The organism is Salicola sp. Rm-C-2C1-2 (assembly GCF_040196175.1).
GTDB lineage: Bacteria > Pseudomonadota > Gammaproteobacteria > Pseudomonadales > Oleiphilaceae > Halospina.
The window spans coordinates 1,075,685-1,088,275 of sequence record NZ_JBEFNF010000001.1 but is presented as its reverse complement, the minus strand read 5'-3'; the positions used below and the strand labels follow the sequence as shown (position 1 = coordinate 1,088,275).

General features: G+C 56.4%; 13 protein-coding genes. 9 read left to right on the top strand and 4 right to left on the bottom strand.

Going from position 1 to position 12,591, the window contains the following annotated elements:
* Positions 1-80: 80 nt before the first annotated feature.
* Complete coding sequence (locus AAF659_RS04950) at positions 81-461, top strand: PilZ domain-containing protein (protein WP_349750576.1); 381 nt, start codon at positions 81-83, stop codon at positions 459-461.
* 10 nt (positions 462-471) lie between these two features.
* Here AAF659_RS04950 and AAF659_RS04945 read toward each other — a convergent pair whose 3' ends face one another.
* The 3 genes from AAF659_RS04945 to AAF659_RS04935 all read right to left on the bottom strand — a co-directional run bounded on the left by AAF659_RS04945 (position 472) and on the right by AAF659_RS04935 (position 4,588).
* Positions 472-2,304 carry a putative bifunctional diguanylate cyclase/phosphodiesterase gene (locus AAF659_RS04945; protein WP_349750575.1) on the bottom strand — a complete coding sequence of 611 codons (1,833 nt, stop codon included), beginning with the start codon at positions 2,302-2,304 and terminating at the stop codon, positions 472-474.
* A 205-nt stretch (positions 2,305-2,509) separates the two neighbouring features.
* On the bottom strand, positions 2,510-2,983 hold the full coding sequence (locus AAF659_RS04940) for a helix-hairpin-helix domain-containing protein (protein ID WP_349750573.1): 474 nt from the start codon (positions 2,981-2,983) through the stop codon (positions 2,510-2,512).
* A gap of 75 nt (positions 2,984-3,058) precedes the next feature.
* Positions 3,059-4,588, bottom strand: coding sequence for a GNAT family N-acetyltransferase (locus tag AAF659_RS04935; protein WP_349750572.1), 1,530 nt, complete (start codon positions 4,586-4,588; stop codon positions 3,059-3,061).
* Between the two features lie 262 nt (positions 4,589-4,850).
* Here AAF659_RS04935 and AAF659_RS15105 point away from each other — a divergent pair, with 262 nt between their 5' ends.
* The 4 genes from AAF659_RS15105 to AAF659_RS04920 all read left to right on the top strand — a co-directional run bounded on the left by AAF659_RS15105 (position 4,851) and on the right by AAF659_RS04920 (position 5,821).
* A complete protein-coding gene (locus AAF659_RS15105; protein WP_502949196.1) occupies positions 4,851-4,934 on the top strand; it encodes a HAMP domain-containing protein in 84 nt (27 codons plus the stop codon).
* A complete protein-coding gene (locus AAF659_RS04930) occupies positions 4,912-5,061 on the top strand; it encodes a hypothetical protein (RefSeq protein ID WP_349750571.1) in 150 nt (49 codons plus the stop codon). The genes AAF659_RS15105 and AAF659_RS04930 overlap by 23 nt, the downstream gene beginning before the upstream one ends.
* Before the next feature lie 66 nt (positions 5,062-5,127).
* Complete coding sequence (locus tag AAF659_RS04925; protein WP_349750569.1) at positions 5,128-5,271, top strand: hypothetical protein; 144 nt, start codon at positions 5,128-5,130, stop codon at positions 5,269-5,271.
* A 13-nt stretch (positions 5,272-5,284) separates the two neighbouring features.
* Positions 5,285-5,821: a DUF4442 domain-containing protein gene (locus tag AAF659_RS04920; protein ID WP_349750568.1), complete on the top strand. Its 537-nt coding sequence runs from the start codon at positions 5,285-5,287 to the stop codon at positions 5,819-5,821.
* Positions 5,822-5,827: 6 nt separating this feature from the next.
* On the opposite strand, the gene AAF659_RS04915 is transcribed toward AAF659_RS04920, so the two are convergent.
* Entirely contained in the window at positions 5,828-7,834 is a 2,007-nt protein-coding gene (locus AAF659_RS04915) for a transglycosylase SLT domain-containing protein (protein WP_349750567.1), read from the bottom strand.
* 420 nt (positions 7,835-8,254) lie between these two features.
* Between AAF659_RS04915 and AAF659_RS04910 the strand changes: the two genes are divergently transcribed.
* From AAF659_RS04910 to AAF659_RS04895, 4 genes are read left to right on the top strand one after another with little or no spacing between them, the layout of a single operon-like run.
* A complete protein-coding gene (locus tag AAF659_RS04910) occupies positions 8,255-8,470 on the top strand; it encodes a helix-turn-helix domain-containing protein (RefSeq protein WP_349750566.1) in 216 nt (71 codons plus the stop codon).
* 55 nt (positions 8,471-8,525) lie between these two features.
* On the top strand, positions 8,526-9,719 hold the full coding sequence (locus tag AAF659_RS04905; RefSeq protein ID WP_349750565.1) for a 1-acyl-sn-glycerol-3-phosphate acyltransferase: 1,194 nt from the start codon (positions 8,526-8,528) through the stop codon (positions 9,717-9,719).
* Positions 9,716-10,468 carry an SDR family oxidoreductase gene (locus AAF659_RS04900; RefSeq protein WP_349750564.1) on the top strand — a complete coding sequence of 251 codons (753 nt, stop codon included), beginning with the start codon at positions 9,716-9,718 and terminating at the stop codon, positions 10,466-10,468. The genes AAF659_RS04905 and AAF659_RS04900 overlap by 4 nt, the downstream gene beginning before the upstream one ends.
* Before the next feature lie 19 nt (positions 10,469-10,487).
* On the top strand, positions 10,488-12,581 hold the full coding sequence (locus tag AAF659_RS04895; RefSeq protein WP_349750563.1) for a TonB-dependent receptor plug domain-containing protein: 2,094 nt from the start codon (positions 10,488-10,490) through the stop codon (positions 12,579-12,581).
* Positions 12,582-12,591: the final 10 nt, after the last annotated feature.

The following is a 12,591-nucleotide window of genomic DNA, read 5'->3' as shown; positions in this document are numbered from 1 at the left end:
ATTTAAATGGGGTTGAAGACTTTACCGCTTGACGACCCTCGACCACAATACAAAAAGACACCGACAAGGAGACTTTTGGGATGAAAGAACGGCGTCGTGAACAACGCCTACCCTGGGTATCCATGGATGCCCGGGTCAAGGTCCGTAAAGGCCTTATCGGCTCAACCTGGGTTGATGTTGAAGTGGTGGATTACAACCGTCTGGGGATTGGGGTGGTTGCCTCTGATGAAATCCTCAAACCAGACAGTCGGGTACAGGTAAGCCTAAGGCTGAATACCGAGGTCGGCGATATTACCGTGGATCAGGTAGCAGCCAGCGTGCGCCATGCCCAGACGGATGAGAACGGGTATTTCTTTGGACTGGAGTTCGACAAAGAGCCCTCCCAGAGTACCAATGAGTCACTGGAGCGGATTGAGGGTATCCTGAACCGCCATCAGGGGCTGGCCGAAAAAATGCAGTGAGCCTGCTGCTTCAGGCCTTGAGTTCGCGCTCGTTGTCGCTGCTGAAATAGCGATAGAGTTCGTCGAAAGTCATGGGAGTTGCATAACGGTAGCCCTGCACCAGCGAGCACCCATGCATGCGCAGGAAGTATTCCTGCTGCTCCGTTTCGACGCCTTCCGCCACCACTTGTTTTTCCATCTGCTGTGCAATGCCGATGATGGCGGTGGCGATATCCGTGTTCGGGCCATCTTCGGGGATCTCTTTCACAAAAGTCTGGCCAATCTTGAGCATATCCACGGGCAGCGAGCGTAGTTGCCGCAAACTGCTGTACCCGGTTCCGAAGTCATCAAGGGTTATGGTGACGCCGGTGCGGCGGATACGGGTGAGCTGATCCCTGGCCACTTGCGGCTCCTCTGAAAGCATAACCTCGCGGATATCAATTTCCAGAAAGCGGGCCTCAAGCCCGGAAGTACGGAGTGCAAAGTCAATCACGTGCTCTAGCCCTGGGTCCCGGAACTGACGGGCGGAGACGTTGATTGCCACTCTGACACCGCGCCCAAGAAGCTGGTGCAGCAGTTTGATCTGCATGCAGGCCTGCTGGAGCACCCAGTTGCCAAGCGGCATGATCAGGCCTGTATCCTCCGCTACTGGAATAAACTCATACGGCAGGAGTTCGCCGCGCTCCGGGTGCTGCCAGCGCACCAGGGCCTCCATGGCCGTGATGTCGCCGGTATGCAGGTCCACCTGGGGCTGGAAAAGAAGAAAAAACTCTTCTCGTCGCAAACCGTGGCGAAGTTCACGCTCCAGCGTCATCAGCTGTTCAGCCCGGTTATTCAGGCTCTCAGTATAGAAGTCGTACTGGTCCCGCCCCTTATCTTTGGCCCGGTACAGAGCCAGATCCGCGTTCTTCATCAGTGTATCCGGTGAATCACCGTCAGCGGGCGCAGAGGTAATGCCGATGCTGGTTGAGACCAGTACTTCCTGCCCCTTTAGGCGGATGGGGGCTTTGAGGCTGGAAAGGATGTTCTCGGCGATCATGGTCAGATCCTTGGTATCCGAGACATCGTGAAGGAGAATGGTGAACTCGTCGCCGCCCAGCCGGGCTACCGTATCCTGAGCGCGGACACAGGATTTGAGTCGATCGGCCACTGTCAGAAGCAGCATATCACCGGCATCGTGTCCCTGGCTGTCATTAACCTGTTTGAATTGATCGAGATCCAGAAAAAGCAGAGCGATACGGCTCTGACCACGCCCTACGCTCTGAAGCGCCTGCTCCAGTCGGTCCTGAAACAGGCGCCGGTTCGCCAGGTTGGTTAGGCTGTCAAAAAGGGCCAGTTGCTCCATGCGCTCGTGCGCCAGCTTGAGCTCGGTGATGTCCACCGCGGAGACGATGTAATTGACCGGCTTAGCGTCATCATTCAGCACTGATGAAGTGGTTACGGCCGTCCAAAGCGGCGTACTGGCGTTGGTGCGGCACAGCAGTTCACCTTTCCAGTGCGGTTGCAGACAATCAAGGAAGTTCGTCAGAACACCGGTTTCGGTACCAGAAAGGTTCATGGTGGCGCTGAGCATGGCAACAGAGTGGCTGAGGACGTCGTCCCGGGAAAAACCGGTGAGCTGGCAGAACCTGTCGTTGACGAACTCGATGCTACCGTTGGCGTCTGTGATCAGGATCATGGCGCCGCTGTTCATGACGGCACTGGAAAATTTTCTCAGGGTGATTTCCCGCTCACTCTTTTCTCTGCGCGAGTGCACGAGATAGAAGCTCAGCACTGCTGTGACCGCAATCAATGCAAGTGTGACAATCACCGCAATGATCGCCACGGTGAGAGTCAGCCAGGCTGGAAGGGATTCCAGTGCCATGAGCGCCATCCTTTTTTGTTCATTAGTGCGGATGTTTCGCTTTCCACACTAGACAAGATCCCTTACATCGTAGGGAATTACGTCACAAATAGGTTGGGATAAAAGAAGATTTTACGTGTTAAGAGGCGTTAATGAATGTTTTCTTTTGTAACCGGGGAGAGGCCGGGATCAGGTTCGATAACCCCGGCTCTTTTGAAAAAGGCTATCAGAGCAGCTTCTTAGCTTCAGCCTGCCAGCTTGGGAAACTCTTCAGCTTACGGAACTCTTCAAGCTTCTTCTGATCATCCGCTGAGGGATTGGCTAACTGGCTGATTGACGTGATCCCTTTAGCTTGCATCTTCTTGGCAGTGGCCGGGCCAATACCTTTGATCTGGGTCAGGTCACTCTTGATCTCGCCTTTCCCGGACTGTGTGGCTTTCTTGGAACCGGACCCAGCTTGGGGAGAGGATGTGCCGCCGGATTGGCTTTTACCGGATTGACCGGTTTTCTGTCCGCCACCTGAGGTGCCGGACTTCTGATCGTCAGCGGATTTGTCACTGAATCCAACCCGCTCCAGCATCTGTTCACGCAGGTCGTTCACCTGACTCTGCAGTGTATCTATCCGCTTGAGCGCATCGTTGACCAGCTGCTCAACGCGTTCAACCAGCGAACTGATGCCCAGTTTTTTTTTCTTACCCATCGATCTATCTCCCTGAATGTTAATGTGAGTCAAAGCCCTTAATGTTTGAGTAGTCTAACATTTCACCAGCGCAGGTCACCCCCGCCATTTCAGCGAATAAAGATCTGGCCTGCGGTCCTTAAGGTTAGTTACTGAACCCTCAGCTCTGATGACTTTCAGCTTGTCCAGATCCAGATCCGAGAACATGATCATCTCGGTATTCGGAGTGGACTCGGACATCACCGCATCATGAGGGAACGCGAAGTCACTGGGTGAGAACACCGAGGACTGGGCGTACTGCACGTCCAGGCTCTCCACACGGGGCAGATTACCAACGCTGCCGGTGATGACCACATAGCACTCGTTTTCCACGGCGCGGGCCTGAGCGCAGTTGCGAACGCGCAGGTAGCTGTTCTTGGTGTCCGTCCAAAAGGGTACGAAAACGATGTCCACACCCTGTTCCTGGGTAGCAGCGATGCGGGTCAGCTCCGGAAACTCAACGTCATAGCAGATCTGGATCATGACGCGACCGGCGTCGGTATCGAAAACGCCCAGCTCGTTGCCGCCCTCGATCACCCAGTCGCGGCGCTCGTGGGGTGTGATGTGGATCTTGCGTTGCTCGTCAATGCGCCCGTCACGATGGCACATGTACGACACATTATAGATGCGGTCGTCCTCGAACAGCGGCATGGAGCCGGCGACAATGTTGATGTTGTAGCTCACCGCCATCTGGGACATTTCATCCCGGAATTTCTCTGTGAAGGCGGCCAGGAATCGGATGGCTTTGGTCTGATCCGTCTGGTCGGTGAGCCCCATCAATGACGCGTTGAAAAATTCCGGAAAGACAGCGAAGTCGCTTTTGTAGTCAGACAGCGCATCCACGAAATACTCCACCTGGCGCAGCACTTCATCAACCGAGTTGAATTCACGCATCTGCCACTGCACTGCACCCAGGCGGACCTGGCTCTTGCGGCTTTCGAGCACCGAGGTGGGAGGCTCGAACATGATATTGTTCCACTCGAGGAGTGTGGCGTATCCCTTTGATTTTTCATCTTCTGGGATGTATTTGTGCAGAAGGCGCTTAACCTGAAAGTCGTTGGACAATTGAAAGGAGAGGATCGGATCATAGATTTCCTTGCGATGGACCTGCTTAATGTACTCAGCAGGGTTTATCTGGTCCGCATGCTGGCGGTACCCCGGAATCCGGCCACCGGCGAGGATCGCCCGCATGTTCAGGCTCCGGCACAGCTCTTTACGCGCGTCGTAAAGCCGGCGCCCAAGGCGGTAGCCACGATAGTCCGGGTGGATGAATACATCCAGGCCGTAAAGGGTGTCGCCTTCCGGGTTGTAGAGTATGCGGTCATTGTTCATGACCAGATCATCGTAGGTGTGCGGGTTGGAAAAGCGCTGGTAATCCACTCGGGCGGTTAGCGCTACTGCGACCAACCGGCCATTATCCTCAATGCAGATCTGACCATCCGGGAATTTCTCGATCATGTGCTTGATGGTATCCCGCGGCCAGGCACCGCCAATGTCGTCATAGACCCTGTCCATGAGTTCGCGCAGCTGCGGGTAATCACGCAGTTCCAGATTGCGTGTCTGGAGATGAAGTTCATCGTGAGCCATCAAGCATTTTCTCCTTACTCGTTCGTCGGCAACTTGTACAGAGCCCATGATAACCCAGGTTCAAGCCCGCGCGACGATGGCCGTTAACAACTATGTTGTCCATGAATCACCCAATGGAGCATCGGTATGAAATCCCTGTCCTTCAGCCAGAAGCTGCTGATTGGTAACAGCGGGTGACTATGAAGGCTTTGCGGGAGCCGACATCATTATACACCTCAGTCTCAACATCCTGCTGAGACCCGCGCGGCGGCTTCTCAGGGCTATGAATGAGATTGCTTCTGGCGAAGCGGATCTGACCAAGCGGCTTGAGGTGGAGAGCAGGGATGAATTTGGTCAGCTGGCATAGATTTAGCAACGATGTTGGCGAAATTACCGGCGTTCTGGAGGTGATTGAAGGCATTGCCGAGCAGACCAACCTGCTGGCGCTAAAGAAGGCGCGGGATGCCATGGAAGCCCTTGAGCGGATCAGTTAGGTCATTTCTGATATCGGTGACCGTACCAATCAGATCGCTACCGCCTCGGCACAGCAGACCTCGGCCGTGGATGAACTCAACAGCTCCATTACCCGCATCGCGGACCAGAGCCAGGACGCTGCTACGGCTTCGGAAAACGACCGTTTGAGCAGTGAAATCAGTGAAGTCGGAAGCACACTTCGTGATAAAGTAGCGCGTTTCAAGGTCTGACAGAGGACGTGTCATGAAGGTGTTCAATACGTTGGCGCCCCGTGTGCGGGGCTATTTCGAGCAGCTCGAGGAGGCCGGCCGGCCCGTCCCCGGCTTGGCCCGATTCGAGAAGAGGCTGGGTTACGGGGTGCTCAATCGCCTTATCGCTGCCAGTGTGCCGTTCACCAGCCGCAATGGGTTCAGTGTGGTCGAGCTGCGTGAGGGCTACCTGCGGGCACGGCTGACCCGTAAGGGCAACCGCAATCATCTGGGTACCGTCTACGCCGGGGCCCAGTTCCTGCTTGCGGAGATTCCTTTTGGCGCCATGGCGCTGGTGGAGTTCGAGGGGCAGCTGATCCCGGTGCTCAGGGATCTGCACATTTTCTATGACCAACCGGCGCGCACGGACCTTGAGGTAGAGCTGACGCTGGATTCAGAGCGTAAAGCGCGGATCGAGCAGGACGTTGTGGCGAACGGCAGGGCGGAACTCATCATCGAGCTGGATCTCAAGGATACCAGTGGCGAGATCGTGGCTAGGGCGCAAGCCAACTACCAGGTGCGTCCGGCCTGAGGGGGGTTACTCCGGACCGTCGTCGAGGCACATGCACGCCAGTTCGCGCTTAGTGAGCAAGTGGCTCGGCGGTTCGCCCCGCCGATAGCCATAGATTACGGTGTACGCCATCACATTGCGCACGTATTGGCGTGTTTCGTGGTACGGCATGGTTTCCACCCAGATGTCGGAATCCAGGTCCCCGGTTTCGTCGTCGAGCCACTGACTTACACGGTATTCGCCGGCATTATAAGCTGCCGTGGCGAGGATGCGATTGTTATCGAAACGCTCCAGAAGGCTGCTGAGATGCGCGCTGCCCAGGCGGATGTTGGCGCTGGGGTCGAGCAGAGTGGCAACGCCCTTGAAGCTGAGCCCAGCCTGTTGAGCTGTTTCGCGCGCCGTTGACGGCAGCAGCTGCAACAGGCCGAAAGCGCCTCGATGGGAGCGGGCATCCGGCTGGAAGGCGCTCTCCTGCCGGGCAAGGGCATAGAGCCAGTTCACGTCCAGATCGTAATCCCGCGCAGCACCGTGAAAGCTCTGGCGGTGAGCCAGGGGAAAACGCATCCCCAGATGGTCCCAGGCCTGGGTCGCAATAGCGCCCTGTACGCCCTGTTCATGCCACCCCCAACCCTGCGCGATGCGCGAGGCTACCAGAACATCCTTGTCTTTTAGTTCGTTCATAGCCTGGCGCCATTCCGCGCGTGCCGCGTTTACCCGGTCCAAGCGATACAGCTCCAGGGCACGCCGAACACCGGGAATGGCCATAACGCGCTTGATGGCTTCACTGTCCACGGCCACGCCCTCGTGATTAAGGGAGTAGGGCGAGCCCAGCTCATCGGCGGCCATGAACCCGTAGAAAGTCCGGCGCCCCGCCAGCACCTCATAAAGATTCTGGGCCGGCTCGGGCCTGCTCATCTGGTCCAGCGCGCGCGCCCGCCAGTATTGCCATCTGGGCTTGTCGCGCAGGTCCCTGTTCATGGCGCTGATTCGTTCCAGAACCTTGGGCCAGTCTTCAGCCCGGAGCGCTACCCGTACCTGCCACTCCCGCAGCGCCTGGTCCTCACCGTGAGCCAGAGCCCGGGCGAGCCATGTTGCAGCGTCAGGGTGGAACCGGGTTGCCAGAAGCAGCGCTAAGCGTTTTTCAATATGCGCGACAGTCCCCGGCTCGTATGAGAAACGCCCGCGATAGAACGGCCATAGTTGCGCAGCGCGCTCCGGGTTGCGGTTCACCAGCCTGCGCATACCATAAGCGACGACCTGGGCAAGACGCCCATCATTACGCTGAAACTCACGGACTTTTCTGAGTCGTCGAGGGTTGCTGTGGATACTGATCAGAAGGCGCGAGAGCGACCGGTCGTCCTGGTCGAGGTAACGGCGCAGGTATCGCGCCAGACCAACATTGCCACTGGTTACCGCCAGACGAAAGCGGGTCCAGGCAAGCCCCGATGTCAGCCCGCCTTTATCACGCCAGTAATCCAGTAGTGGATCACAGGCCTTCGGCAGGGAATAGCCGTTTTGCCAGAGCTCTGATACCCGGTTCATTACCAGGCTGTGCTTGCCGCCCTTGAGATGCGCGCGCAACGACAGGCAGCGCAGTCGATCACTTCCACTGGTGCTGTCGTGTACCTGCCGTAGCGTTGACCATTGCCCACTGCGCCCCAGATGGATGAGCCACTGTCTGCGCAGGGTCTGGGCCAGCGGAACGTCGCCGTACTCGGCTATCATGGACCCGATTTCGGCCGGTGTGGCCACAAAAAGGCGTTTTCTGAGTTTTTTCAGTTTCAGGTAGGGATGAAGAGGGTAACCCTCTAGTGCGGCGCTAAGCGACTCGTAGGTTTCCATATCACCTTTTGCAAGCGCTTGTTCAGCCTCAAGATAGCGCTCGCGCTGCTTTTCCAGGGCTGTTGTGCTTTTTCCGTGCGCAGCGAAAGGAGTCGATTTCCCGGACTGACGAGGCGCTTCCAGCGACGCTTGGGCGAAAGACGCTGCAGCCAGCGCCAAGAAACCGAGCAGAGTCAGATTGAGCCGCCGCATCCCTGATCAACCTCATAATGACCGATGGTGGGTAACTGAGGCTGCGTACGACTGCTTTCCATGCAACGCAGCATTATCCGTTATAGCAGAATGCGATGGGGAGTGCCGGAAATCGTAATGTATGTAAAAAACAGGTTGCCTTCTGGCCAACCAGACATCATTTAACATAATATACATTATGCGTAATAAAAGAAAGGTTAAATAGGGGGTAGAAGCAATTACGCCTATCGGTTGCAGGATGCATACAAACGAGCCGCTGAAGCTTTCAGGAACCAGTTAGTTATGAAACGATGCAATCAATTAGGGAATGAAAACAAATAGATATAAAATGCTGAAAAATTGCTGGGCAGTCAGAGGATTATAGACTGTAGCGCAGCTTAAGCAGAATCAGGATAGTTTTGACCTCATGAGAGGCAAGTCATGAAATACAACGCACAGAAGTTTGGTTCCAATGTCCGAGAAATCCGCAGGGCTCGGGCCATTTCCCAGGACCAGTTGGCATTGCGCGCAGGAATTGATCGCAGCTACATGGGACGTATCGAGCGTGGCCAGGTGAATATCACACTGGAAAAAGTCTACAGACTTGCCGAGGCGCTCGACTGCGACGTTCGTGACCTGTTGCCCCTGGGGGCATGACGCCGGGCTTAAAGATGGCTATCCTGCCGTTCTGAATTTGGTAAACGGAGCGGCAATGTCCCACTCAGACGATATCCGGCCCTTTTCGGATGATGAGGTTCAGCCTGTTATCGAACGCCTGCTCAGGCGGACTGATTTCCAGGACCTGATCGGGCGCTTCCGAGTAAAACGGCTTCACCGGTTCTTGCCCGGTCCGGTGAGGTTATGGGTCCGTTGGCAGCTGAGCAGGCTCCTGCGCAGCATTGATTCGGTTGACGAGCTGCAGCATCGTGTAGCGCCGCTGATTGAGCGCGGTCTGCACAATACCACTGACGCTATCACCTGGTCCGGCCTGGACAATCTGCGCGCAGACCAGTCCTGTCTGTTTCTATCCAGCCACCGGGATATCGTCCTGGATCCGGCGCTGGTCAACTTCGTCCTCTATAAAAGTAGCCACGCCACAACCCGCATAGCCATCGGCGATAACCTAGTGGGTAACCCCATGGTTGCGGATATGATGCGGCTCAATAAAAGCTTCATCGTTCGGCGCAACCTCTCGAATCCCCGGGAAATGCGCAACGCATTTCTGACGCTTTCCGCCTACATCCGCGACTCGCTCCGCGACGGTCATTCAGTGTGGATGGCCCAGCGAGAGGGGCGCGCAAAGGACAGCATCGACACTACGGATCCTGCCATTATCAAGATGCTGCACATGAGCCATAAGCGTGATAGCGTCAGCATCGCAGACGCTGTGAAGGATCTGAACATTGTGCCGGTGGCCATTTCTTACGAGTATGATCCCTGTGACAGTGACAAAGCACGGGAACTCGAATCTCACTCCCGCACGGGCGGCTACAGCAAACGCCCGGGAGAAGATATGGAAAGCATTGTACGCGGTATTACCGGCTACAAAGGCCGTGTGCATGTGGCTTTCGGTGAGCCACTGAGCGAAAAACTGGATAGCGCCCGTGAGGTGGCGGCCAGTGTGGATGCTCAGATCCTTTCGTTGTTGCGTTTTTTTCCGGTCAACCATGCGGCGGCGGACAAACTCGCCACCCGAAACCAGACGGCCGCCCTGCCCGACAGCGCTGAACGGCCCTCGGATGGGGAGGTCCAGCAGGCTCATGAGTGGCTGGATACTCGATTGCGCGAGATTCCTTCAGAGCAGCACCTGTGGTTTCTCGGGGTTTACGCCAATGCTCTCCTGAGATCATCCGGTATCGATGTCCGCCAACTGCAGGACCCGCTTGCCGAGGAGGCTCCCTTATGACATCCGTGGTTCTTATTACTGGCGCAAGTTCCGGTCTCGGAGAAGGCATGGCACGAGAGTTTGCAGCGCGTGGTTACAGTCTCGCGCTGTGCGCGCGTCGGCGGCAGAAACTTGAGCAGCTTCGGGATGAGATTCAGCGTGATCACCCAAGCGTGGACGTGCGAGTATCTCCCCTGGATGTAAACGATCATGATGCTGTTTTCCAGGTTTTCGAGTACTTCTGCGAGGCATTCGGGCACATTGATCGTATTCTGGTTAATGCGGGCATCGGCAAGGGGCAGCCGCTGGGTACAGGACGATTTGATGCCAACCGTGAGACCGCGGAAACGGACTTTGTAGCAGCACTTGCCCAGTTCGAGGCGGCCATGGCGATTTTCCGGCGCCAGAATTATGGGCATCTTGTCGCCGTTTCCTCAATTTCAGCGGTTCGCGGCATGCCGGGTAATATGAATGTCTATAGCGCCACGAAGACCGGCCTGGCGTCCCTGGCGGAAGGTCTGCGCGTGGAGTTGCGTAAAAAGGCTTCGCCAATCCGCGTTACCACTCTGTTTCCGGGGTATATCCTCACGGCCATCAATGAGAACGTGAAAAATGCGCCCTTCCGGGTCGATCTTGAGACGGGCTGCCGCACGATGGTGGCTGCCATCGAAAAAGGTAAACCGGTAGCCTGCGTACCGCCCTGGCCCTGGACCGCCATCGCGTTTGTCCTTCGACGCCTGCCCGACTCCATGCTGGCCCGTATGCTCTGACTGTACGGAGGATGGTCATATGCGCTATGCCCCGCCCAGAATACTGAGGCTTTCCCCTGCCCTGTTGGCTTTCTCGCTGGTGTGGGGCGCTGTGGGTGCGCAAACCCACAACGGCACGAGTATTGCTACGGCAGATGAGCCGGAAGAAAGCGCGTTTCCTGAAGTTCTTACCACCAGTCGCCTCAGGCAGTCGAAAGCCAGAACTCCGGGAACTGTCACTATCCTGGAAGGTGATCTGCTGCGGGATCTCGGAGTGCTCAACCTGTGGGATGCGTTCCGCCTGGTTCCGGGTATGACCGTCGGCTACGTGGGCAGTAACGACCCGGTCGTCTCGTATCACGGCACGGTGGCCGTTGAACAGCGCCGACTTCAGGTTCTGGTCGATGGGCGGTCCTACTACAACGCCAGCCTGGCGGACATGGACTGGACCAACCTGCCAGTGCCCATGGATGCCATCGACCGCATTGAGGTCACACGAGGGCCCAACGCTGCCGCCTATGGCGCCAACTCCTTTCTTGCCGTGATCAACATCATCACCCAGTCTCCAAGCGATACCCACGGCGTTGAGCTGCGGGGAACCAAAGGGGTCAGGGGCGACGATGGGTTGGGCCACTACTACGCGTCAGTAGGCTCCCGTAGCGGTCCTCTGAACTGGCGGATTTCGGCGAACCAGCGCCGAAGCGATGGATTCGACTTCCGGTATGTGCCTGACCCTGACGGCGGCCGGACCGATCAGACGCGCAATAACCGCGACGGCTACGACACGCTGTCTCTGAACTATTCTGGGGAGCTGACACTCGGTCCGGAAGACCAACTTGACATGGAATTCGGTTACCACGATGTCTATGAGCAGGGAGACCCAGCGGAATACTCAGGGTTCAATCCGCGAAACAACCCTGATGTGACAGGCGAAGACTGGCATGGATCTGTGACGTGGCACCATGAACCATCCCCAGACCGGTTCTTCCATATCCAGCTCTATCATCAGACCCGTGAGCGCCGACGGGACTGGCGGGCTTTCATCGACGACCCGCTTGCCAACGCATTCGGCCAGCCTCCCTTCGAAGCTGATCTCAATGAGGATCTTGAAGAGGCGCGTACCCATCTGGAGTTCCAGCATACCAATGTGTTTACACCCGCGACGCAGCTCGTCTTCGGAGCCAGCTACCGCGAAGACAGATATGAATCGGATACCTTTTTCAACGGTAAGGGCAACACCAATCGGACGCGTGTCTTCGCCAACCTTGAACATGGACTCACCCCGTGGCTGACCACCAATGTCGGCAGCATGTGGGAAGACGACAGCCTGGGCGGAAACTTCTTTTCGCCGCGTGGTGCGGTCAACCTTCAATTGAGCGACCGGCAGACGCTGCGGTTTGTCTTCTCACGCGCCTATCGTCTACCGGACCCCTTCGAGAGCCGCCCAGACTGGAAATACCGTGGGGCCAACATCACCCCGGAAGAAGCTTCTTCGTTGGAAGGTAAGCGTGTTGACCTCGGGCTGACAACAGACAGCCCTGCCTACAAGGAACTTGAAGAGGAAAAGATAACATCGCGGGAAATAAGTTATTTTTTCAAGTCCAGGCTGGGGACTACGGGAATGCTACAGAGCGAGATCAAGCTCTTCCGTGATTCGCTGGAGAACCTGATATCAGGGGTTACCAACATCCGCGAATGGAATCTGGAAAACAATGTTGATATGACCCAGAAAGGAGCAGAGGTTGAGGCCAGTCTGGACTTCCATGGGACCTTACTGAGAGCCTCCTATGGCTACATCGATGTTGACGGCGAATACACAGGCAGTGCCAGCCCGGATAAATTTGTTAGCCTTGAATCTCGGATGAACGCCCGACACAGCGGCAGTTTTGCCTGGACCCAGCGGTTTGGCAACGGTACCAAAGGATCGCTGACCTATTATTTTACGGATCAGCTGCGTAACTTCCATTTTGAGCGCCTTGATACGCGTCTCGCCCAGCGCTGGCACTTGGATAACACCATGGTGGAACTCGCCGCGATCTACCGGCATTATCTGACGAACGACCCTATTTACCGGAAAGACAATAACTGGGCGGATCAGAATCATCTGTTCGCGGAGGCGCGCCTCCGTTTCTGAGGGATCAGGC

Bases quoted from the DNA above. Each gene is read 5' to 3' on its own strand.
- AAF659_RS04945 (WP_349750575.1), bottom strand. From the start codon at position 2,304: ATGGCACTGGAATCCCTTCCAGCCTGGCTGACTCTCACCGTGGCGATC.
- AAF659_RS04900 (WP_349750564.1), top strand. From the start codon at position 9,716: ATGACATCCGTGGTTCTTATTACTGGCGCAAGTTCCGGTCTCGGAGAA.
- AAF659_RS04895 (WP_349750563.1), top strand. From the start codon at position 10,488: ATGCGCTATGCCCCGCCCAGAATACTGAGGCTTTCCCCTGCCCTGTTG.
- AAF659_RS04935 (WP_349750572.1), bottom strand. From the start codon at position 4,588: ATGGCTCACGATGAACTTCATCTCCAGACACGCAATCTGGAACTGCGT.
- AAF659_RS15105 (WP_502949196.1), top strand. From the start codon at position 4,851: ATGAATGAGATTGCTTCTGGCGAAGCGGATCTGACCAAGCGGCTTGAG.
- AAF659_RS04950 (WP_349750576.1), top strand. From the start codon at position 81: ATGAAAGAACGGCGTCGTGAACAACGCCTACCCTGGGTATCCATGGAT.
- AAF659_RS04930 (WP_349750571.1), top strand. From the start codon at position 4,912: ATGAATTTGGTCAGCTGGCATAGATTTAGCAACGATGTTGGCGAAATT.
- AAF659_RS04915 (WP_349750567.1), bottom strand. From the start codon at position 7,834: ATGCGGCGGCTCAATCTGACTCTGCTCGGTTTCTTGGCGCTGGCTGCA.
- AAF659_RS04940 (WP_349750573.1), bottom strand. From the start codon at position 2,983: ATGGGTAAGAAAAAAAAACTGGGCATCAGTTCGCTGGTTGAACGCGTT.
- AAF659_RS04905 (WP_349750565.1), top strand. From the start codon at position 8,526: ATGTCCCACTCAGACGATATCCGGCCCTTTTCGGATGATGAGGTTCAG.
- AAF659_RS04910 (WP_349750566.1), top strand. From the start codon at position 8,255: ATGAAATACAACGCACAGAAGTTTGGTTCCAATGTCCGAGAAATCCGC.
- AAF659_RS04920 (WP_349750568.1), top strand. From the start codon at position 5,285: ATGAAGGTGTTCAATACGTTGGCGCCCCGTGTGCGGGGCTATTTCGAG.